Source organism: Pantoea sp. X85, from assembly GCF_029623675.1.
GTDB classification, from domain to species: Bacteria; Pseudomonadota; Gammaproteobacteria; order Enterobacterales; family Enterobacteriaceae; genus Pantoea; species Pantoea leporis.
Genome location: NZ_CP121108.1, coordinates 2,903,443 through 2,924,108, shown reverse-complemented (window position 1 = coordinate 2,924,108; position 20,666 = coordinate 2,903,443). Strand labels below are relative to the sequence as shown.

Sequence of the window (20,666 nt, the reverse complement as noted above, 5' to 3'; positions counted from 1 at the left end):
TCACACATCGAAACTAAACCGCCTCCGGGCGGTTTTTTATTGGAGCCAATATGACTGACACCTACCGCATCACAGTAACAACAAAGTCAGGTGAAACTCACATTGGCCTGATGAACAGATCACAACCTGAAATCGTAAACGGCTTCATTGGTGTCGCTCAGGAAGATGGCGCTTGGGTATACCTCGCGCCGGATGACGTGCAGAAGATGGAGTACGTGCCCGAAGAAGTGCAATCCGATAGCTAGCGTATTCACAAATCACACCCACGATTGCATTGATCGCTGTGGCGAACTGTGCCAACCAAACCAAATTTTCCCAATCCATTAAACCTCCTTTTCCACTACATATAGATACGAAAGCCACTGCGCTGGGCGAGTAGCACTTGTGTTCTATTGAAGTGGTTAATCTCAAGGAGGCATTTGTCTCTCATAGGAGACAGGAGAAAGCATGGCGACCAAAGCTAAAACTGGCCGCCCTTCTGATTATCTACCAGAGGTGGCTGCTGACATCTGTTCACTGCTTGCCAACGGTGAAAGCTTACGCAAAGTTTGTGAGCGACCGGGCATGCCAAGTAAGACTTCTGTCTTCCGCTGGCTTGCTGAACACTCTGAGTTTCGTGACCAGTACGCAAAAGCCACTGAGACGCGCGCCGATGCGATTTTCGAAGAGATGTTCGATATTGCCGATAATGTTGCTGAAGAGGCCGCAGCGGTAGGTAAAGCGCGATTGCGCATCGACACCCGCAAGTGGGCATTAGCCCGCATGAATCCGAAGAAGTACGGCGACAAGGTCAGTCAGGAAATCGACCACAAATCGTCAGATGGCAGCATGGCGACCAAGCCGACAACCATCCAGCTTCTACCTGTTGAGCCAAAAGCATGAGTGAAGCCGTTCAACTTCCGATCCCTGCGAAACTAGCTCCACTGTTCACTGCAGTCGGTAAACGTTATCGCTGCTCACATGGTGGTCGTGGCAGCGCCAAGACGCGCACATTCGCACTGATGACAGCCGTGAAGGCTTATCAGGCAATGATGAATGGCGAGAGCGGCGTAATCCTGTGTGCGCGTGAGTTTATGAACTCGCTGGAAGAGTCCAGTATGCAGGAAGTGAAGCAGGCGATCCTGTCAGTACCGTGGCTGGCTTCGAACTTCGACATTGGTGAAAAATACATTCGCACCATCGACAAGACGGTGACGTACGTTTTCGCCGGGCTGCGTCATAACCTCGACAGCATCAAGTCGAAAGCACGCATCCTGTTGTGCTGGGTAGATGAAGCCGAATCTGTCAGTGAAATCGCCTGGCAGAAGCTGAACCCGACAGTGCGTGAAGAAGGCTCAGAGATTTGGGTGACTTGGAATCCGGAGCGCGATGGTAGCGCCACGGATAAACGCTTTCGCAAAGAGGCTGGTGACGACTGCATAACGGTCGAGATGAATTACACCGACAACCCGTGGTTTCCTGATGTGCTGGAAGGCGAGCGCCTGAACGACCAGCGCCGTCTCGATCCGGCAACCTATGCATGGGTGTGGGAGGGTGCTTATCTCGAAAACTCAGATAAGCAGGTGCTGGCCGGCAAATACCGCATAGCTGAATTCAGTGACACGCTTTGGCAAGAAGCCGATCGCCTGTTCTTCGGTGCTGACTTTGGTTTCGCCAAAGACCCGAATACTCTGACCAGATCATTCATTCTGCATAACCGGCTTTACATCGAATACGAGGCATACGGTCAGCAAACCGAACTAGACCACATGCCCGCGCTTTACGACACGATTCCCGGCGCCCGTGAATGGCCCATCAAGGCCGACTCCGCGCGACCCGAAACAATCAGCTATCTCAAGCGTCAGGGTTTCAAAATATCAGCTGCTGAAAAGTGGCAGGGCAGCGTGGAGGATGGCATTGCCCACCTTCGCGGCTTTGACGAAATCATCATCCATCCCCGCTGCAAGAACGTGGCGCGTGAAGCGCGTATGTGGTCGTACAAAACCGACCGCATCACTGGCGAGGTGCTGCCGAAATTGGCGGATGGTTATGAGCACTGCTGGGACGGGATTCGCTACGGTCTCGACGGCCACATCAAACGCAAAGCTCAGACGATGGGCATGATGATTCCAAAACGCCTGCAAGGCAGATAACCCACCGACGGACAAACCATGACTGACAAATTAACGCTAGCCGTCAATCACGCGCTGAATGACGTCAGGCTTGCCCGTGCGCGCGCCATGCTAATCAACCCCGGCATGGGACTGGATGCTAAGCGTGAAAGCGCATGGTGCGAATACGGCTTTAAAGACGAGCTGACGTTTGATGACCTGTACAAACTTTATCGCCGCGGCGGTATCGCTCACGGTGCAGTTAATAAGCTCGTCTCAAACTGCTGGAAAACGAATCCTCAGGTAATCGAGGGTGATCAATCCGATGATTCACGCGAGTTAACCGCATGGGAGAAGGCCAGTAATCAGATCTTCACTCACCGATTCTGGCGAACCTTCGCCAAAGCTGACACGCGTCGCCTTGTTGGTCGCTGGGCTGGCATCCTCCTGCACATCAGGGACAGCAAGAATTGGGACCAGCCAGTTATCAAAGGTAAGGCGCTTCAGAAGATAACGCCGGTGTGGGCCAGTGCATTGAAAGTAGGCAGCCGTGACAACAATGGCGCCATCACGATGTGGCAGTACAATGAATCGTTATCTGACGGCAGCACGGCACAGCGCAACATTCATCCCGATCGCGTGCTGATTATCGGTGATATGTCCGATGATGAAATCGGCTTCCTTGAGCCTGGTTATAACGCCTGCGTTAGCCTGGAGAAAGTTGAAGGCGGTTCGGGTGAGTCATTCCTCAAGAACGCCGCGCGCCAGCTCAATATTAACTTCGAGAAAGATATCGACTTCAACAATCTGGCATCGCTTTATGGCGTTAGCGTGGATGAGCTGCAAGCTCGGTTTGATGAGGTGGCGGTCGAGGTTAACCGTGGGAATGACACCACGCTGACAACTCAGGGCGCGACTGTTACGCCACTGGTATCTGCCGTCGCTGACCCGTCGCCAACGTATGACGTAAACCTGAAGACATTCAGCTCATCCGTGGACATGCCATCGCGCATCATCGTTGGCAACCAGTCAGGTGAGCGAGCCAGCACTGAGGACCAGATTTACTTTAATGGCCGCTGTCAGTCACGCCGTGGCGACCTGTCGTTCGATATTGAGGACATGGTCGACAAGCTGACCTATCTGCAAATCATCAAACCTGTCGGCAAGTTCAGCATCGTGTGGGATGAGCTCAACGAGCAGTCACCATCTGACAAGCTGGATAGCGCCACCAAAATGAGCACCATCAACCAGACCTCACTTGCTTCAGGTGAGCAGGTCTTCACGGTTGATGAAATTCGCGTTGCTGCAGGTTATGAACCGGGCGGCAGCGAACCACTGCCGGAGATTGATGATGGCGAAGAGGACGAAAACGCCCAAACCGGCGATCCTGCCCAGTAATAAGCAAGACCCAACCGGCATCGACCGGTTAGAGCGTAAGGCGATGAAGGATTTCGCCAGCCGCATGAAGCGGATCGGCAAAGCCTACATAGCCGCTCTTGACCGGTTCCCAGCAACACTCGTCGTTAACGCCAGCTACGAATACCAGATCGACCCTCTGATTCTCACCATGACGCTCAATGATGCCAGCGTGCTTACGGACTCTGTTCTTCTTGAGGGAGACCAGAGCCACAACTGGTTCACTGAGGCCTATGTTGAGGCGGCGGTGGTTCGCGGCACAGCACAGACATTTGCAAACCTTTCACAGCAGTCAGCAACGTACCTGGCTGACCGGCAATCACTTCATTCACTTCTGCTTAGCGAGCCGTATCAGCGTCGAATGTCGCTGGTTTACGCGCGCGAGTTTGAGGAAATGAAAGGGCTGTCCGCTGAGACAAAGCGAAACATGGCTCGTGTGCTGACTGATGGCATGGGGCGCGGGTTGCACCCATCAGTGGTGGCTCGAAACCTCAGAGCTCAGGTAGGCATTGATACGCGGCGTGCTAACACGATTGCACGCACTGAGCTGACTACAGCGTTGCGCAGAGCAAGATGGGATGAATCGGACGAGGCAAAGAAAAATCTCGGGCTGAACATCCGTCTGATGCACTTCTCTGCGCTCAGCCCGACAACGCGCCAGTCTCACGCGTTCCGTCATGCTCACATCTACACCGTTGAAGACGTAAGAGCGTGGTACGCAACAGGCGCAAATGCAATCAACTGCAAGTGTTCGCAGGTTGAGGTGCTGGTCGATGCCAAAGGCAACCCGGTTAATTCGAAAGTCGTCGAGATGGCGCAGAAAGAATTCAGGCAGTGGAAATCACTTGCCGCAAACCAATCACATCACTGCTGCGGACATAAGCACGCGGCTTAATCGAGAGATAACCATGACTATGCAGGTCAACGTCACCACAAAGGTGAACAGTCAGGCTATTCGCCGCGAAACGCATAACGGCCGTGCGCATCTGGTGCTGCCAAGTTACACGCTGCCGGCAAACGTTGTGATGAACGGCGGCCTGTATTCGGCGGCAGAAATCGACGCCCACTATCAGGGGCTGGAAGGAACGCTCGCACCGCTCGGACACCCAACTGTAGACGGACAGTTTGTTTCAGCTTTTTCACCTGAAGGAATCAATGCCGGTCACATCGGGGCATGGAATCGCAACGTGAAGAAATCCGGCAATCGCATCTACGCGGAGAAGTGGGTAGACACCGTTGTTGCCAACCAGAGCCAAGGCGGCCGTGAGCTTCTGGAGCGCGTGGCAGCCATTGAGCGCGGCGAAGATGTCCCACCAATTCATACCAGCGTTGCTGTATTCCTTGAGCAGCTCGAAGCCAATGAAGAGCAGAAGGCGCAGGGCATAGAGTGGGTAGCGAAGATTAACGCTATGGACCATGACGCGATCCTTTTGCATGAGGTTGGCGCCGCGCAGCCAGAGCAGGGCGTTGGCCTGATGGTTAACGCCGACCAGGCCAAATCACTGAAAGCCAACTCTGGTGCGCTGGTTGGCGAATCATACCGCGAGCGAGAGCGACGTATCGAACAGGCTGCCCGCGATAAGTTTGTAACCGGACCCGACGACTATGCGTGGATTGCTGACTTCACAGATTCGCAGGCGATCGTGATTCGTAATGGCGGCGACGCACAGGTTTACGGTTACAGCAGCGACGGCGGAAAAATCACATTCGATGATGCCGGTTCAAAAGTTGCTCGTCAGGAATCATGGGTTGCGATTGCTGCAAACAAATTCAAATCACTTTTTACTCCGCAGGACGCTCCTGCAACAAACCACCAAACGGAGGGCGATATGCCTTTAACCAAAGAAGAACTGGAACAGATTGGCACTATCGTCAGCGGCGCTATCGCTGCGAATAACGAAGCGTCACTGAAGCCTATCACCGAAGCACTGGCAGGCATTCAGGCCAACCAAAAAAACCTGTCTGACTCTCTGACTGCCAACTCACGCGCTGAAGAGAAAACCAAGCGTGATGCTGTCGCCGCAGTGCATGGCGAAATCGTCGCTAATGCTCTGTCAGGTGAAGCGCTGGACGCAATGTTTAAGTCTCTGGGTGAAGCCACTCACATCGGTACTAACAATGCCAAAAACCCACCAGTGACCGGCGCACCGGATCCGGCTGCTTACTTTGGAGGTGCTGCGTAATGGCACGTTATCGTCGCGTTAATATCGACGGTCAGTCTCTGTACAAGACCGAAACCCGCGTTACCGCTGCAGCATTGCAGCCTGGCACCGCGGCAGTCATCAATGACGACAATGAGTTCGTGCAAGCCACCGCGCTGACTGGTCGTATCTACATCATCGACGTTGCTTATCACCAAGGCCTAAACATCACCGAGGCAGTGCCTGCTGGTGATTCCGCTATTGGTAATTACGTTGAAGAAGGTCGTGAGCTGGCTCTGCGCTGTGTGCCGGGAACCTATGAGAAGGATTCCCCGATCAAGCTCGCCACCAATGGCAACTTCACGCTGGCAACTGACGACACTGATTCGGTGATTGGTTACAGCCAGGATGAAGCTACAATTGCGTCCGCCTCTTTCGATTTCATCCGTGTCCGTACGCGCGTCGGTACTGTTGCCGCTGCCGTAACCCCGTAATCAGGAGATAGATAATGTATTTTACCGCTGAAACACTGGCTGCTAACAGCCGACTGCGCGGGCACTGGAATGAGCTGTGGGCTAACCGTGACATCTTCAATGCTCAGCACGACATGATGGTCAACGCGACCCGTGCGCGCATGACGCATGAAATGATGGCAGCGAATGCCATTGGCGGCTTAACTCGCGAATTTTGGGCTGAGATTGACCGCCAGATTATCCAGATGCGCGATCAGGAAATTGGCATGGAAATCGTCAATGATTTGATGGGCGTGCAAACCGTTCTGCCGATCGGCAAAACAGCGAAGCTTTACAACGTTTCAGGCGACATTGCTGAAGACGTATCAATCAGCATTGATGGTCAGGCTCCTTACTCCTTTGACCACACCGAATTCGGTTCAGATGGCGATCCGATTCCGGTATTTACTGCTGGTTATGGCGTTAACTGGCGTCATGCTGCAGGCCTGAGTACTGTTGGTATTGACCTGGCGCTTGAATCACAGTCCGCGAAGATGCGCAAGTTCCACAAGAAGCGCGTCAACTTCTACCTAAATGGCGATGCGAGCATTGTTGTTGATGGCCTGCCAGCGCAGGGTATGAAGAACCACCGCAACACTCAGAAAATTAATCTGGGTAGCGGCGCGGGCGGCGCGAATATTGATCTGACCACAGCAAACCCGGCGCAGCTGCTGGCGTTCTTTGGTCCGGTTGGTCCGTTCGGCGTGAATGCGCGTACCAACAAAGTGACCGCTTACGACAAGATGTGGGTCAGCCCTGAAATATGGGCGAACATGGCTAAGCCGTATCTGGTCGACATCAATACCGGCACCAATGCAATCCTGAGCGGTACCGTACTGGATGCGATTAGCAAATTCATCCCGGTTAAGTCCATTCAGATGACCTACGCATTGTCAGGCAACGAGTTCATCGCCTATGAGCGTCGTCAGGACGTGATTTCTCCGCTGGTTGGCATGGCTGTTGGTGTTGTGCCTCTGCCGCGCCCGATGCCGCAGAGCAATTATAACTTCCAGATCATGTCTGCAGAAGGTTTGCAGATTAAGAAGGATGGCGAAGGCCTGTCCGGAGTGGTCTACGGCGCTAACCTAGCTTAAGGAGCAATCATGGCTGATAAATACGAAGTAATTAAGCCGTGGCACGGCGTGGCATCTGGCGACGTGGTCGAGCTTAAAGCGGTTCATCCCTCACTAAAATCTCATGTTCGCAAGCTTTCGGATAAAGCATCAGCATCTTTGGTCCCGGCGACGCCTAACGCTGGCACCGATAAGCAGGCACGCAAAGAAGTGATCGCCAAACGTCTGGATGAACTCGGTATCGAGTACAAAGGCACTCTCGGCGCCGACAAGCTGGCGGAGCTTTTGCCAGATGGGGAACTCGAAAAGCTTTTCCCTGCTGAATAACAGCCGCCGAGATGGCGGTTTTTTTATGCCCTGTTTCGGCAGGGCTGAGAGGTATTCATGGTTACCCAGGAACAGGCAAAAGAGTATCTGGTGAGCCAGGGGATTACGCTGCCAGATTTTATCCTCACGGCGCTGGTTGAACAGGCAAACAGCATTCAGGAATGTCTGGAGGCTAACTACACGCCAGCGACAGCATTACTGATTCAGATGTACCTGTTAGGACTGATGGGGCTGGGGCAGGGCGATAAATACATCAGCTCTCAGTCAGCCCCATCTGGTGCTTCGAGGTCATTCCGCTATGGCTCATTCGCCGATCGGTGGAAAGGGTCGCTCGGGTTGCTGCGAGGGCTGGATAAGTTCGGTTGCGCTTCCGCATTGATACCGCCTGACCCGACTCAACAGGCGTTTGCCGGAATCTGGATTGGTAAGGGTGGTTGTATGTGCGGTGATAAGCGATGAGCTGGCAACTGGCATCAAAACCGCCCAAGCCATTCGAGCGCGTGTGGGTGAAGACCTCAAACGGCCGGCAGACAACCGGCTACGTGAACAGCGGCGGCGATTGGGTGATTAACTGCCCGCGAATTGCTGCTCAAAAGCCCGAAGTGACCAGCTGGAGGAAATGACATGTCATCTTTAGCCAATTGGTCATACACCGCTCAGGCGACGATCTGGAAACGCTCAGGCGCAAGCAATGATTACGGCGACCCTGTGTTCGAAGCGCCACTGGTGATTGCCTGTGATTATCAGGGCGGGCTTTCAAAGCGGCTTGGCGACATCGGCGGTGAGAAGGTGGTTAAAAGCACGGTGTGGACAGAGTATGCGCTGGCTGACACCGGCGATTACCTGCTCATTGGAGTGTCTGACAATCCTGACCCAATTGCGGCAGGCGCCGATGAGGTTATGCAGGCTATCCGCTATGCAGACACCTTTGAGCGCACAGCAGACGATTTCGCGATTATCACTGGAGTGTAGCCATGGGCGTGAAAGTAAAAGGCATCAGGCAGGTATCACGCAACGTTAACCGCGCTATTGATAACATCCAGGACCGGCGTGTTGTTCGCGCTCTATCAGTGGCAATGCTCATTGGCGCCACTCGTGCGGCGCTTTATACCGCCATCGACACCTCTTTTCTGATTAACAGTCAGTTTAGGGAAATCATCGTGAATGGTACGCGTATAACCGGACGCGTGGGCTATACGGCCAGTTATGCAGCTTACGTCCATGACCCAGCGAACCCGCAGAGATTCCGTCGCGCCACGGCTAAAAAAGAGTTTCTGACACTCGGGTTTGAGGATGAGCGATCGCTGATTGATAGCTCAGTCCATAAGGAGATGTCACTTTGAATCCTCCAATGCATACGCGCGTGCGCAATCACTTTGTTGATTCCGGGCTTACCACTGGGTTTACCACGCAGTTGCTGGTCTGGAATGACAGCGGCAAATTGACCGACTCATTCATGGTGTTCAGGCCAAATGGCGGCTCACCAATCCGCGATGAATTGGGCGCCGAATATTACGTGATGGTTGACGTGATTGGAGCGAAGGGCGCCAACGGCGCAGTCGATGAGCGCGTTCAGCAGATTATCAGCAGCATTCAAAACAACTCCATTTCAGATAGCTGCATCGGCTATATCGAAAACTTTGGCGGAATACCCGCGCCAGTTCTCACCACCGAAGGCCGCTTGGTCTATCGGCTTCAGTTTGCAATCAAGTACGGCGAATAGCCGATAACACCAAAGAGGAATTACCCATGGCAGCAAATTGCCCAACGGACAACACCAAGTTGTTTGGCCGCGCCATTGTGCTCGAAGTAGCCGATGGTTGCGCCGATGCGGTACCGCTGGAGTCGGAGTGGAAAGCTCTGGCCGCTGGCACAAGTAAAGGCTTCGACTTCTCGCCAAACAGCGTGACCTCGGATGCAGATGACACCAAGGGCTACGTTGAGAACATCGTTACCAACGCTGACTTCACTATTTCCTTTGAGGGTGAAGTGCGCCGCAATGACAAACTGGATCAGTACGGCGTAGGCCGCCTGATTAAGTACTTCAACACTGAAATTCAGGCAACTCGCCAGCCAACGCTGTGGGTGCGCATGGAATTTGGCCCGGTGACATTCATCGGCTATATGCTGATTAACGCCCTGAGTTCAGACGGCGGCACTAACGACATCATCACGTTCTCTACTGAGTTCAAAGTTGCAGATGCCGACACCATTCAGGTGATCGACACTGACAACGAAGTTCCGGTAACCGGCGTTGCTCTGACCCCTGCAACCACTTCTGTAGTTGTGGGCGCCACCCGTCAGTTGACGGCTACCGTGTCACCAACTGATGCGACTGATAAAACCGGCGTGTGGGCATCTTCTGACACATCGAAGTTCACCATCAGCACATCAGGCCTGATCACCGGCGTAGCGGCGGGAACCGGCAACGCAACGTTCACCACCACGGACGGCGCGAAGGTTGGCACGACCGCAGTAACCGTCACCGCCTCGTAATTGCCATTTCAGGGGCTACCGCCTGGTGGCCCCGAGAATGATTTTTACCGGAATAACTTATGACCCCGATGAAAGAGATTGGCGAATGCCTGATTTCAACGCAGGACGCCGATTACATGTTTCGCCCATCCTTTGCCAACATGATGCGAATTGGCGAACCACAGGAGATTGTGCAGGCGTTTTACGATCTGCACAGTGATGAGGTGACGCCATTGATTGAGCGCGCGGTAGTGGCTTATGGTCACGTGCCAGCATGGTTGATCGAGCATGTCCGCAACTCCACTTACGGCAAACGCGCACTGATCGCAGCTCTTACCGTGATGGAGGCGTGCAGTGAGTGCGATATTTCATCGCTGATAGGTGAGTTCCGACCTGCAAAAGCGAAGGGGAAGCCCTTCAAGCGCCGCGCCGGGAAGATGGGAGACTTCGAGATATTGCTGATCGCCCAATCCCTCATCACGCATGGCATCATCGGTAAAGCGAAAGTGCGCCAGTTGCAGCGCCATGAAAGCAGCCAGGGCACATCAGAATTCTCGGCTTTCGAATATATCAGCGCCGCACGCAATCACTTCGGCATTAGCCGGCAAGAGGCGGAGCGACTGACCATGACTGAGTTTCAGCACATGCTGAACGCCAAATATCCAGACCAGAAAGGCTTTACGCGAGATGAGTATGACGCGGTGGCAGATGATTACATGGCGAAGAAAGCGAGGCGTCTCGCTAAAGCAAAAAAATAACCAACCTGCTCCGGCAGGTTTTTTTATGCCCGGAGAATAGCGAATGGCTGGCACTTTAAACGCAGGCAGCATCATCTATGAAGTGGATATGGACACCGCTCGCCTGCTGGCGGCTCGTCGCGAAGTAGACGCCGCGCTTAGTGGCATGAACGGAACTGTTGGTCGTCTTGATGCCACGGTAACGCGAGCGGAGCGCTCAGTCGCTTCAATGCAGCGCACCATGTCCAACCTGAGCGCAGTTGCCCGTGGTGTTATCGCGGCCATTTCTGTTCAGCAGGTAGCCGCGTATGGCAATGAGTGGGTAACGGTCAACAACAAGCTGGCTAACTCAGTCAGGGCCAACGAATCACTGGCTGAAGTGACTCAGCGCGTTTTCGACATTTCCCAAAACACCATGAGCAGTCTGACGGCCACTGCAACTTTGTATGGTCGCCTCGAGCGTGCAACCCGCAGTGCCGGCACAAGCACCAAAGACCTAATCACACTTACCTCGACAATCAACAAAGGTTTGGCGGTTTCCGGTGCAACAACAGAAGAAGCCAGCTCGACGATGACGCAGCTTTCACAGGCTCTCGCTTCAGGCGTCCTTCGCGGCGAGGAATTTAACTCAATCTCCGAGAACGGTAGCCGCCTTGCGGTGGCACTTGCCGATTCTCTTGGCGTCACCATTGGCCAGCTTCGTGGCATGGCTGCGCAGGGTAAATTGACAACGGAAGTGGTAGTTAACGGTCTGCTCAAGCAGAGCAGCGCAATCGCAAAGGAATTCGCAAACACCACGACCACAATGGGCCAGGCGTTTACGATCGCCACCAACAACATCACTAAATTCGTCGGCGAAAGCTCCAGCGTTTCCACTTCAATTCGTGTGTTTAACGAGGGCGTGATTTCACTCAGCCAGAATCTGGATATCGTGGCCAACGCGATTGCTGTCGCTGCAGTAATTTTTGGCGGCCGTTTTGTCGGAGCGTTGGCACTGGCAACCAAAGCCCGCATTGATGATTCACTGGCGGCGAAGGCTCAGACAGCAGCGACAGCCCAATCAGCAGCGGCTACAGCTAACGCCGCGCGCGTGACGGCGTTGAAAGCAGGTCTCGACAAAGAGCAGGCGCTATCTAACCTTGCGCTAGCTCAGACTGAATACAACGTTGCAAGAGGATCGGCAGCGGAGGCATTCGCGCTTGAAAATCTGGTTGCCGTTAAATCCGTAGCTATTCAGAGATCGGCTGCATATGCAGAAGCGCAACTGGCAGAAGCGGCCGCAACCAGAACAGCAGCTGCGGCTTCTGCTGCTGCGACCACCACGATTGGCGGTTTAGCCAAAGGCGCTCTTGCGTTGATTGGCGGACCGGCAGGGCTGGCGGTTATTGCCGCTGCAGGCATCTTCTACTTCTACCAGAAAATGCAGCAGGCCCGTCAGGAGAGCATCGATTTCGCTGACAAGCTTGATGGTGTGATCGCCAAGATGAAGAGCATGAGTCAGGTTCAGCTTGCAGCTGAAATCGACAATGCGACCAAATCCATCAAGGCGCAGGCCGATGCGATAAAAGATAACCAGTCCAGCCTTGAATCCAACGAGCTGCAGCAATACCGCCTTCGCCGCACGCTTAGTTATCTTCAGGAAGGCAGCCTGCTCTACAAAGTCACGCTTTCAGAACTGACAGATGCACAGAGCGAGCACACCCAACTACTCGCGCAGAATGAGACAGCTCAGAACAAGCTGAGTCAGACGGTTAGCAAGACAGGCATTTTGCGCGCACAGATGAATGGCACCTTCGCGCAGGGTATCGACCTGCTTAAACGAGATGGTGAGGCTGCTGGCGTTGCAACTGGCCTGATGAATCAGTTTGGGAATGCGATTGATTTTGCCAGCAGGGCCAAGGAGAAATTTAACTCAACCAGCCTGCAGCTGCCACGTAGCGATCAGGCGGATGCCTATAACAAAGACCTTGAAACTGAAAACGCCTTACTTGCCATTACAGACAAGCGACTCCGTGCTGTAACCAAAGCTCGCATGGAGGCAAACGCAAAAGGTGGCAATCAAAACCAAATTAACACCGCCGGAGAACTGGCTGGGGCCCAGTACGATCTTCAGCAGGCCGAGGCAAATCGCAACAAAGAGACGCGCGCAGGAATAGCTGAAGGAAAGAGGGCGGAAACACAGGCTGATTCTGTCGCTCAGAAGCTAGCTAATCTGAAGCAGCAATCAGAATTGGTTGGCGATTCGACTCGTGAGCTGAGTCGTGAACAGGCTATTCTTACCGCACAGCAATCGCTTGGCAGCGCTGCAACTCAAAAAGATATTGAGCTGGCTGGCAAGTATGCTGCTGCAAAGTGGGATACCGGCAATGCAATCCGCGCACAGGCAGCGGCAGAGAAGTTATTGCCTGAAGCGAAGGAGAACGCCAGCTACAAGCAGGATGTAGACGATCTGAATGCTGCATTATCCGCGAAGAAAATCAGCCAGGAGCAGTATAACGCCACCGCTGAGCAACTGGAGCAGCAGCACCAGACCAACCTTGCGAAAATACGCTCCGAGCAGGTTGTCACTCCACAACAGGCCGCCGCCGGCACTGTCGATCCAGTTCAGCAGCTTGCCAATGAGAATGCGCAGAAACTAGCGCTCATCCAGCAGTTCGAGAACCAAAAAGTTCTTACCGAGCAGCAAAGCCTTGCCCTGCGCAATTCACTGAACACACAGTACGACCAGCAGCGAACAGCTGCAATGTGGGCGATGTGGCGCAATCAGAGTGTGGGCAACGAAGCAGTAGCAGCTTCGTTTGATTCGCTGGCGGGCAATGCATCAAACGCTTTTACCGGAATGGTTACTGGCAGCATGACAGCCCAAGAGGCTATGCAGTCACTCGCCAGCAACGCTATCAACAGCCTGATTAACTCCTTCGTCCAGATGGGCGTTGAGTGGGTTAAATCTGCTGTGATGGGTTCGACTGCTCAAATCTCAGCAACAGCTGCCACAACGTCCGCATCGGTTGCAGGAATAGCCACAACTACCGCAGCAAGCACAGCATCTGCAGCAACAACTACGGTCGCATGGTTGCCAGCGGCTGCGGCGGCATCAATTGGTTCGTTTGGTGGTGCGGCGATAATCGGTATTGGCGCTTTGATTGCAGGTATGGCGCTGGCGGGCGGGTTGGCTGGAAAGCGTAAGAACGGCGGACCAGTGTCAGCTGGCTCGATGTATCAGGTGGGTGAGGGTGGCATGCCTGAAATCTACCGTGCCAGCAATGGCAGCCAGTACATGATACCCGGCGACAACGGCTCAGTTATCAGCAACAAAGACCTGAGCTCAGGCGCCGGTGCCTCAGCCAGCGGTGGTGTTGTCATCAATATACAGAACTACACCTCTGCGACTGTTGATGCGCAGGCAAGCAATGACGGCAACGGTGTAACGATTGACGTGATAGTTGCAGACCTTAATCAGGGTGGGAGGATCAGCAATGCGCTGACAAATAACTTCCAGGCTCCACGAAAAGCAAAAGGATAACCATGGCAATTCCCTATCCTGACTGGCTTCCTCTCGCTCAGAAGTCGAATAAAAACGTCACCAACGACACGGGGTTTCGCACCGATCAGCCACAGGTCGGTGCCCCAATATTTCAAAAACTCACTGATGACCTGAAAGCTTCATTCAACCTTACCTGGATTTTTACCGCCGCCCAGCATCGTGCCTTTTATCAGTGGTTGCGAAGTCCTAACTATCTGGATAACGCCAATCAATGGTTCAGCATGAGGCTTTCAACCGGTACGGGTGACACAGGGCTGGAAATGCAGGAGCTTCACTTTACAGCTTATCCGACGTGGAACCAGAGCGGTTCGACGTTCACCTGGGCTGGCACGGTCATCGCGCGTGAGCTTAAAAACTCCGATGATGACTTTGACGACATTCTTATTGAATTGCCGCCGCCTTGGGCTAGTTGGCTGGATATTGTGGTGACTGGCTATCCGGATAATCGAGATCCTGAATCATTGCCGAGGGTGCCGTAATGCCGACATTTAGAGAAGTTAAAAGCCAGCGGCCAAATCAAATCCTTTTCGACACGCTAACTTTCAATAGTCCGGTGTTTGGTTCGGTTCGTCTGGTAAATCGCCAGATATTCCCAAAAACATTCGCCGGACAGGTTTATCAGCCATGCCGAATGGAAGTTATTGAGAGCCAGCAGAGCAGCACGCCGGTTATCGACTGCTCCGTCAAGTTCGGGAGACTAGCGCAGGACTTCAAGCAAAAGCTGAAAGCGTGGAAAGCATACGCGCGTCTGACGCCTATATCTGCAACTTACCAGCAATTCGATGCGCGAGATATGAACACGCCACTCAAGCCGTGGACCCTGTACGTGTCTGATGTGTCAATGGATGACACTGACGTTACCTGTACATTGACCCTGAAGAATCCGGTTAACAACAATGTTGGCCGCCTCTATACGATCGAAGAATTCCCCGGATTACAAAATGCTTAAAGATGAATTTCTTGAAAAGGTTGAGGGGATTCCCTGGCGCAATCGCGCCTGTAATTTTGAAGGGGCCGATTGTTGGGGATTGATTGTGCTGTATTACCGTCACGTGCTTGGAATTGAGCTGCATGATGTGCCTGGATATGAAGCAGACAGCGATTTTGCCACCTGCTTTTTTAACGAGATCGTTTACTGGCGCAAAGGTGAAACCTTCTGTGACGGCGATATGTTTGTTGCCTTCTACGGAGCACAACCGGTTCACGTTGGGTTAGTGATTGATGGGATGGCACTGCATAGCCGTGGAGAGAGCGGCCACGTCCGTTCTGATCACATGCGCACTATCCAGAAGCTGTTTACCAAAGTGGAGTTTTATTCGTATGCCAGTAATCAAGATCCAGCGCATTCCGGGGCTGCCTAAAGAACGCGTAGAAGTTCCTGCGGGGACACTACTGAGTGAATGGCTGGGCGAATCAAACTTGCATGCTGAAATGCGCGTGAACGTCAATGGACGTGAGCTGCATGATGATGATGAGGTCGGTTTTGCGCTCAATGAGAACGACAAGATTATCATATTTGACCAGCCTAAAAGCGGCGGCCTGGTAGGAACGCTGCTTAACCCTCTGGAGCACTTCAACCCCATCAAGTTTACCCAGAAAGTAATGAGTGGGCTGATCAAGCAGCCAAACGCCAGCGCCGCGGCTGGAAACAGTAAGACCTCACCAAACAACAGTGTGAAAGGGCAAACGAACATTGCCCGCAACGGCGAGGCCAAGCCAGATAGCTTTGGGCTTATTCGCTCATTCCCGGACCTTATTCAGGAGTCGTTATTTGAGTATTCGAACAATGACAAATACATCACTGAATGGATGAACTTCGGCCTTGGAAAATATGACGTAAGCAGTATCAGGTATTCGGAGTCAAACCTTTCGTCACTTGCCGGCGCAAGTTATACAGTTTTCCAGCCTGGCGAGAATATCGGATCGGTTAATGTCGGATTTGCTTTTGACGGAATAGACGGGCAGGAAGTTCTGGGTGCCAACGAGAATGATGGTGTTGTCGTTGAAACTGCCACCTCAACAAGCCTGATTGAAGCTGGATTCATCAATAATCAGGCAAGAATTAAGATTACAAGACAGTCTTCATTTGCATACTTCTTCGATTTGCCGAAACCCCATGCCGTGACTTTTACAGTCAACGTCACATACAACTCAGGAAGTGGCTCAGTAACGCGCGATGCAACATTCAGCGGTACGCTGATTAGCGCAACTCAGAGCGACAACGGGTCGGTTACGGCTCCAATCTATTACTACACATTTGTGATTGGATCGCTGTCAGGTGCTGACGCCGGTATCGTGCCAGCAAATGCTACGATTAACCTTGTGAAGTTCATTCTGAACGATAACGAGGGGCTCGTTTCAGGGCCTTACTTTTCTGCTGTGGCATCATCGCAGCTATGGGTACACATGGTTTCCCAGCTCGGTCCAACCGATGGTACGACAGATTGGGTAACGAAAATATGGAAGGTGGACGACGATAATAATCAGATCCCGGGAACGGAGCAGTCTTTCACCTATAGCGTTGACAACCCCTACAACGTCACCACAAAAACTTATTACAACACATACAAGCTAACGCCGGCCGCTGGCGCCGGAAGGTATGCAGTCTCGTTTTACCGCACGAATAACTCTAATTCCGGCAACAAGCTGACAGTCGAGGCCATTCACTCTGTGAACATCAGATCAAATGTGGTCTATCAAAACGACTGTATTGTGCGAGTGACAGTTAAGGGAACGGAGAACGCTACAAGCGAAAGAGAGAGGAAATACAACGCGCTGATTAATCGATATGTCATCAGCTACAACGCTACGACACAAGCAGTTGATTACGCTCTGCGGCCCTCTCGAAAATTCTCTGATATCGCCTTGTTTAACTGGCTGGTAGTTGGCGGGCAGGCGGAAAGCAGCATCGACATTTACGGCCTTTACCAGATTCAGGCCAAGTTAGATGCAAAAGATGTTCGCCTCGGTTACTGCGATTACACATTCGATGATGAGGATGTATCACTGGGTTCTCGCATGGAGACGATATGCGATGCGGCCGGAGTGAGTGTTTTCTGGGACGACGGCGTATTGTCATTCACTCAGGATGAAAAGCGCGACAGGCCTGTGACGGTTTTTAATAGGTCCAACACAGTTCAGTCAGGATATTCACTCAGCTATGAAATGACGCTGCCCGGTGATTACGATGGCGTTGAGGTTCAGTATCGAGACCCCAACACCAATAAGCAGGCCTTTGTGCGTTACCGGGTAGCTAACAACCAGATAGTGCTGGGCCAGCCCGCTAAAGCTAAGAAGTTCGAGATGATGTATATCCGCAACGCTTTCCAGGCTGATTATCGTGCTCAGAAGGAATGCCGCCGGTTGCTTTATTCGCGTATGAGCATGGCAATTACCGCGCTGGCAGATGGAGAGTGGGTGAACGTAGGCGATATGGTTCAGGTGCCAGACACCTACGACACCAACCAGCAGGCTGGTTATATCGTTTCCCGCAGTGGCAATACGTTCGAAACCAGCGAACGCATCAACTTCGCTGGATCGATGTTTGTGGTCATCACCGATTCGCTGGGCAACAGTTCTGCCAGATATGCCGCCACGCCGCGCACCGATACCGCGTTTGGGTTTACTGCTGCGATTCCTGACATGGCGTTAAACATCTTCGACGGCTATGACGTTCAGTCTCCATCGAGATACGTCATCGCCACAACTGAAGAGCTCAATGCGACTCAGTGGATCATCAGCGAGAAGCAGCCTAACAGCGATGGCACTACCGCATTAACCCTCGCAGAGTATAGCGACCTGATTTACCCCTGACAGCAACCAATCCAACACAGGCCAGCCACAGAGCTGGCTTTTTTTATGGGAAAAATATGGCTACGCAACCTACTAATAATGCTGTACCTAGTGAATCACCTCGCGACCTAAAATTCAACGCAGGTAAAATTGACGAGTTTGTTACTTCGCTTGAACAACAATATATAGACCGCTTTGGTATAAGCCACTACACCATAGAGGGTCTAAAAATGTGGGCCCAGCAAGCAATTTCAGCTTATGGTTGGGTGCCTGTAGGCACATTCCAAGCTGGTGCAAATCTAACACTGCCTAATCAGATTCTTAAAGATACAACTGACGGTGAATATTATCGCTGGGATGGGGTGTTCCCGAAGAATGTTCCTGCCAACTCGACTCCTTCTTCAGCGGGGGGAATTGGTTCTGGTAAATGGATTGCAGTTGGTATCGGCGCATTGGCAGGAGAGGGGATAAACGAAGGTGACGCATTAATTACTGTCAAGCAGCCTTATGCAGGGTCCGTGGCTAGAACTCAGCATAATTTTAATGCGCAATTCTCAAGCATTCTTGATTTTCTAGGTGATACCTATAACGGCACAACCAATGCGGCGGCTGCGTTTAATGCTGCAAATACATTGGTTCCAAAGGGTAGGCAAATTCTTGTTCCAGCAGGAAATTATTTGCTCAGTACAGATGTGGATTGTTACGGTCGCCACTTCATCTTCGAAGAGCCTGTGACCTTTTCCGGCTCCGGCTATCTGCGACGTGCTGTAATCCACCGCTATGATGGTTCAACTGGTTCGGTGAGCGTTGCCAGTAATGGTGTGCGTGGCGGAGATGGCAATCCTCAATATGGCACCATGTTCAGGTACGGTGGTAACGCCGGTAACGTGACGGGGTTCCAGATTGGTGGGGCGGATCCAATCCATGGCACTGATGGAATTGTTCCATTCATTGATGGGTATTCAAGCTGGCTGACTATGCAGCCTAGCAAGTACCCCAGCCCGGTAGAATTGGCTATTCAACCGTCTTCTCGAGCAGGTAAATGCACGACTGTTGCAGGCACTAATCAGGTAACTATTATCGGCGGTGCGGGCCTAACTTCAGCTGAAGTAGGTAAAACAGTCTGGCTAAAGGATGCTGGCTATACCGTAGCAAGTGTGGGGAATAATACATTTACCGTAACGAACCTGAACGGCACCGCTGTCAGCTTCTCTTCATCGGCAACAATGACTTATATCTGTTGTTATATCTGGGGGCGCGGTAAGTGCAATGTCAGCGGTACTGCCATCACAAGAATATCCGGAGACCCATTTATTCCACTCAACAACATCGTAACCACTTTCGTTGTTAATGGCGTAACAACCACGCAAGCCGCTTATACAGACTCCTGGTCAGCAACGCTATCAGCTTCAGCTGGCACCGCGAGCAACGTTGATTATTACTGGTGGGGTAGCGTTGATAACCTTGTCTCAGCCTTACGCGTCCATCGCTTGTCTGGTGCTGGGTTTGAGGAAAATGTATCCATCATTGCCTCTGCTCGCGGTTTCTATCATTTCCATGCAGCATCAGGCAGCACAGATCAATATCCCCTTTATATTGGCAGTGGTTATGACTCTGACGGAACCGCCCGCAGGCAAATCACCGTTGACGGTACGAATGGTGTAACCACTGTTGGAGGTGGCTACGGGAGATCCGCAGCAGAGTTTGGTTACCGAAATTTTTCCACCGGAGATGTTAACCGATTTAGATTTGATGGCGGCACAGCTGGCAACCCAGCCTCTCTATCAGCTGTAGGTCCAGACACTAATATCAACACAGTGATGGTTGCTAAAGGTTCAGGATTTATCCAGTTCAACAGCGTCATACGGCCAAACGCGGCAATTGTTTTCAATGTCGATAATGCCTACACCATTGGTGCATCTGGAGCGAGGGCATCTCAGGTTTGGGCGGCGAATGGAGCAATTCAAACGTCTGACGGTAACCTGAAAACTAATGTGGTTGATTCAGAGCTGGGGCTCGAATTCATTAAAGGGCTGCGACCAGTGTCATACCGGTTTATCAGTGGCGGTAACATTGTTGAAGAGGTTGAAGACGGTTACGAGGAAGTCGAGCGGCAGGTCACAGAAATTACCGATTCTACGGAAATGGTCCAAGAGCTTGTGGAAATTGATGGCGTAAAAAAATACGTTCGTTCATATGTCACTAAGCAGGTTGAGCGTCCTGTATTTGATTCAATAGACGTCGTGGATGAAAGTGGCAATTACCTGGAAACCATCAGTCAGCCCCGCATGGAAATAGTAAAGGTTCCAAAGATGACGCAAAAAATTACGTCGGTTGCTGGCAAGCGCACACATTTTGGCTTTATTTCTCAGGAGGTGAAGGCATTACTGGATAAGCTTGGCGTGAAGGACTTTGGAGGATATGTCGAAGGCGAAGATGGCACTCTAGGATTGCGATATGAGCAGTTCATTGCTCCGGTTGTGAAAGCTATAAATGAGTTGGCCGAGCGACTTGACGCATTAGACCAAAAGTAACAAAAGGGGGCGAAAGCCCCCTCAT

The 20,666-nt window shown here is 52.3% G+C and carries 22 protein-coding genes; all 22 read left to right on the top strand.

Annotated features, from left to right (window positions below; genetic code table 11):
* Nucleotides 1–50 precede the first annotated feature (50 nt).
* The 22 genes from P6287_RS13515 (at nucleotide 51) to P6287_RS13410 (ending at nucleotide 20,641) form a co-directional block, all read left to right on the top strand.
* The gene (locus P6287_RS13515) at nucleotides 51–245 is read left to right on the top strand and encodes a hypothetical protein (protein WP_277973881.1); all 195 of its coding nucleotides are present in this window, start codon (nucleotides 51–53) and stop codon (nucleotides 243–245) included.
* 202 nt (nucleotides 246–447) lie between these two features.
* Complete coding sequence (locus P6287_RS13510) at nucleotides 448–882, top strand: ubiquitin carboxyl-hydrolase (protein WP_277973880.1); 435 nt, start codon at nucleotides 448–450, stop codon at nucleotides 880–882.
* A complete protein-coding gene (locus tag P6287_RS13505; RefSeq protein ID WP_277973879.1) occupies nucleotides 879–2,132 on the top strand; it encodes a phage terminase large subunit in 1,254 nt (417 codons plus the stop codon). Before P6287_RS13510 ends, P6287_RS13505 begins: the two co-directional genes overlap by 4 nt.
* 18 nt (nucleotides 2,133–2,150) lie before the next feature.
* Nucleotides 2,151–3,488: a DUF1073 domain-containing protein gene (locus P6287_RS13500; RefSeq protein ID WP_277973878.1), complete on the top strand. Its 1,338-nt coding sequence runs from the start codon at nucleotides 2,151–2,153 to the stop codon at nucleotides 3,486–3,488.
* Nucleotides 3,439–4,401: a phage minor head protein gene (locus P6287_RS13495; protein WP_277973877.1), complete on the top strand. Its 963-nt coding sequence runs from the start codon at nucleotides 3,439–3,441 to the stop codon at nucleotides 4,399–4,401. Before P6287_RS13500 ends, P6287_RS13495 begins: the two co-directional genes overlap by 50 nt.
* A 13-nt stretch (nucleotides 4,402–4,414) precedes the next feature.
* Nucleotides 4,415–5,689, top strand: a complete 1,275-nt coding sequence (locus P6287_RS13490; RefSeq protein ID WP_277974934.1) for a hypothetical protein — start codon at nucleotides 4,415–4,417, stop codon at nucleotides 5,687–5,689.
* Complete coding sequence (locus P6287_RS13485) at nucleotides 5,689–6,141, top strand: hypothetical protein (RefSeq protein ID WP_277973876.1); 453 nt, start codon at nucleotides 5,689–5,691, stop codon at nucleotides 6,139–6,141. Before P6287_RS13490 ends, P6287_RS13485 begins: the two co-directional genes overlap by 1 nt.
* A 14-nt stretch (nucleotides 6,142–6,155) precedes the next feature.
* Nucleotides 6,156–7,253 (top strand): major capsid protein, encoded by a 1,098-nt coding sequence (locus P6287_RS13480; RefSeq protein ID WP_277973875.1) that lies wholly within the window; start codon nucleotides 6,156–6,158, stop codon nucleotides 7,251–7,253.
* 9 nt (nucleotides 7,254–7,262) lie between these two features.
* Entirely contained in the window at nucleotides 7,263–7,559 is a 297-nt protein-coding gene (locus P6287_RS13475) for a hypothetical protein (RefSeq protein WP_277973874.1), read from the top strand.
* A gap of 57 nt (nucleotides 7,560–7,616) precedes the next feature.
* Nucleotides 7,617–8,018, top strand: a complete 402-nt coding sequence (locus P6287_RS13470; RefSeq protein WP_277973873.1) for a hypothetical protein — start codon at nucleotides 7,617–7,619, stop codon at nucleotides 8,016–8,018.
* Nucleotides 8,015–8,182, top strand: a complete 168-nt coding sequence (locus P6287_RS13465; RefSeq protein ID WP_277973872.1) for a hypothetical protein — start codon at nucleotides 8,015–8,017, stop codon at nucleotides 8,180–8,182. Before P6287_RS13470 ends, P6287_RS13465 begins: the two co-directional genes overlap by 4 nt.
* 1 nt (nucleotide 8,183) lies before the next feature.
* A complete protein-coding gene (locus tag P6287_RS13460) occupies nucleotides 8,184–8,531 on the top strand; it encodes a hypothetical protein (protein ID WP_277973871.1) in 348 nt (115 codons plus the stop codon).
* Between the two features lie 2 nt (nucleotides 8,532–8,533).
* On the top strand, nucleotides 8,534–8,902 hold the full coding sequence (locus tag P6287_RS13455) for an HK97 gp10 family phage protein (protein ID WP_277973870.1): 369 nt from the start codon (nucleotides 8,534–8,536) through the stop codon (nucleotides 8,900–8,902).
* Complete coding sequence (locus tag P6287_RS13450) at nucleotides 8,899–9,282, top strand: hypothetical protein (RefSeq protein WP_277973869.1); 384 nt, start codon at nucleotides 8,899–8,901, stop codon at nucleotides 9,280–9,282. The genes P6287_RS13455 and P6287_RS13450 overlap by 4 nt, the downstream gene beginning before the upstream one ends.
* Nucleotides 9,283–9,308: 26 nt before the next feature.
* Nucleotides 9,309–10,055, top strand: coding sequence for an Ig-like domain-containing protein (locus P6287_RS13445; protein ID WP_192233194.1), 747 nt, complete (start codon nucleotides 9,309–9,311; stop codon nucleotides 10,053–10,055).
* Nucleotides 10,056–10,114: 59 nt separating this feature from the next.
* Nucleotides 10,115–10,792, top strand: coding sequence for a DUF6246 family protein (locus P6287_RS13440; protein ID WP_277973868.1), 678 nt, complete (start codon nucleotides 10,115–10,117; stop codon nucleotides 10,790–10,792).
* A gap of 43 nt (nucleotides 10,793–10,835) precedes the next feature.
* Nucleotides 10,836–14,294: a tape measure protein gene (locus P6287_RS13435; protein ID WP_277973867.1), complete on the top strand. Its 3,459-nt coding sequence runs from the start codon at nucleotides 10,836–10,838 to the stop codon at nucleotides 14,292–14,294.
* Nucleotides 14,295–14,296: 2 nt separating this feature from the next.
* Nucleotides 14,297–14,794: a hypothetical protein gene (locus P6287_RS13430; RefSeq protein ID WP_277973866.1), complete on the top strand. Its 498-nt coding sequence runs from the start codon at nucleotides 14,297–14,299 to the stop codon at nucleotides 14,792–14,794.
* A complete protein-coding gene (locus P6287_RS13425; RefSeq protein ID WP_277973865.1) occupies nucleotides 14,794–15,264 on the top strand; it encodes a DUF1833 family protein in 471 nt (156 codons plus the stop codon). The genes P6287_RS13430 and P6287_RS13425 overlap by 1 nt, the downstream gene beginning before the upstream one ends.
* A complete protein-coding gene (locus P6287_RS13420; RefSeq protein WP_277973864.1) occupies nucleotides 15,257–15,676 on the top strand; it encodes an NlpC/P60 family protein in 420 nt (139 codons plus the stop codon). Before P6287_RS13425 ends, P6287_RS13420 begins: the two co-directional genes overlap by 8 nt.
* On the top strand, nucleotides 15,636–18,128 hold the full coding sequence (locus P6287_RS13415; protein ID WP_277973863.1) for a host specificity factor TipJ family phage tail protein: 2,493 nt from the start codon (nucleotides 15,636–15,638) through the stop codon (nucleotides 18,126–18,128). Before P6287_RS13420 ends, P6287_RS13415 begins: the two co-directional genes overlap by 41 nt.
* Before the next feature lie 56 nt (nucleotides 18,129–18,184).
* Nucleotides 18,185–20,641: a tail fiber domain-containing protein gene (locus P6287_RS13410; RefSeq protein ID WP_277973862.1), complete on the top strand. Its 2,457-nt coding sequence runs from the start codon at nucleotides 18,185–18,187 to the stop codon at nucleotides 20,639–20,641.
* Nucleotides 20,642–20,666: the final 25 nt, after the last annotated feature.

Excerpts from the sequence above, each read along its gene's own strand:
- P6287_RS13440 (WP_277973868.1), top strand. The coding sequence starts at position 10,115 with ATGACCCCGATGAAAGAGATTGGCGAATGCCTGATTTCAACGCAGGAC.
- P6287_RS13510 (WP_277973880.1), top strand. The coding sequence starts at position 448 with ATGGCGACCAAAGCTAAAACTGGCCGCCCTTCTGATTATCTACCAGAG.
- P6287_RS13465 (WP_277973872.1), top strand. The coding sequence starts at position 8,015 with ATGAGCTGGCAACTGGCATCAAAACCGCCCAAGCCATTCGAGCGCGTG.
- P6287_RS13495 (WP_277973877.1), top strand. The coding sequence starts at position 3,439 with ATGATGGCGAAGAGGACGAAAACGCCCAAACCGGCGATCCTGCCCAGT.
- P6287_RS13490 (WP_277974934.1), top strand. The coding sequence starts at position 4,415 with ATGACTATGCAGGTCAACGTCACCACAAAGGTGAACAGTCAGGCTATT.
- P6287_RS13485 (WP_277973876.1), top strand. The coding sequence starts at position 5,689 with ATGGCACGTTATCGTCGCGTTAATATCGACGGTCAGTCTCTGTACAAG.
- P6287_RS13515 (WP_277973881.1), top strand. The coding sequence starts at position 51 with ATGACTGACACCTACCGCATCACAGTAACAACAAAGTCAGGTGAAACT.
- P6287_RS13475 (WP_277973874.1), top strand. The coding sequence starts at position 7,263 with ATGGCTGATAAATACGAAGTAATTAAGCCGTGGCACGGCGTGGCATCT.
- P6287_RS13425 (WP_277973865.1), top strand. The coding sequence starts at position 14,794 with ATGCCGACATTTAGAGAAGTTAAAAGCCAGCGGCCAAATCAAATCCTT.
- P6287_RS13505 (WP_277973879.1), top strand. The coding sequence starts at position 879 with ATGAGTGAAGCCGTTCAACTTCCGATCCCTGCGAAACTAGCTCCACTG.
- P6287_RS13445 (WP_192233194.1), top strand. The coding sequence starts at position 9,309 with ATGGCAGCAAATTGCCCAACGGACAACACCAAGTTGTTTGGCCGCGCC.
- P6287_RS13435 (WP_277973867.1), top strand. The coding sequence starts at position 10,836 with ATGGCTGGCACTTTAAACGCAGGCAGCATCATCTATGAAGTGGATATG.
- P6287_RS13455 (WP_277973870.1), top strand. The coding sequence starts at position 8,534 with ATGGGCGTGAAAGTAAAAGGCATCAGGCAGGTATCACGCAACGTTAAC.
- P6287_RS13420 (WP_277973864.1), top strand. The coding sequence starts at position 15,257 with ATGCTTAAAGATGAATTTCTTGAAAAGGTTGAGGGGATTCCCTGGCGC.
- P6287_RS13415 (WP_277973863.1), top strand. The coding sequence starts at position 15,636 with ATGCCAGTAATCAAGATCCAGCGCATTCCGGGGCTGCCTAAAGAACGC.
- P6287_RS13430 (WP_277973866.1), top strand. The coding sequence starts at position 14,297 with ATGGCAATTCCCTATCCTGACTGGCTTCCTCTCGCTCAGAAGTCGAAT.
- P6287_RS13470 (WP_277973873.1), top strand. The coding sequence starts at position 7,617 with ATGGTTACCCAGGAACAGGCAAAAGAGTATCTGGTGAGCCAGGGGATT.
- P6287_RS13410 (WP_277973862.1), top strand. The coding sequence starts at position 18,185 with ATGGCTACGCAACCTACTAATAATGCTGTACCTAGTGAATCACCTCGC.
- P6287_RS13460 (WP_277973871.1), top strand. The coding sequence starts at position 8,184 with ATGTCATCTTTAGCCAATTGGTCATACACCGCTCAGGCGACGATCTGG.
- P6287_RS13500 (WP_277973878.1), top strand. The coding sequence starts at position 2,151 with ATGACTGACAAATTAACGCTAGCCGTCAATCACGCGCTGAATGACGTC.
- P6287_RS13480 (WP_277973875.1), top strand. The coding sequence starts at position 6,156 with ATGTATTTTACCGCTGAAACACTGGCTGCTAACAGCCGACTGCGCGGG.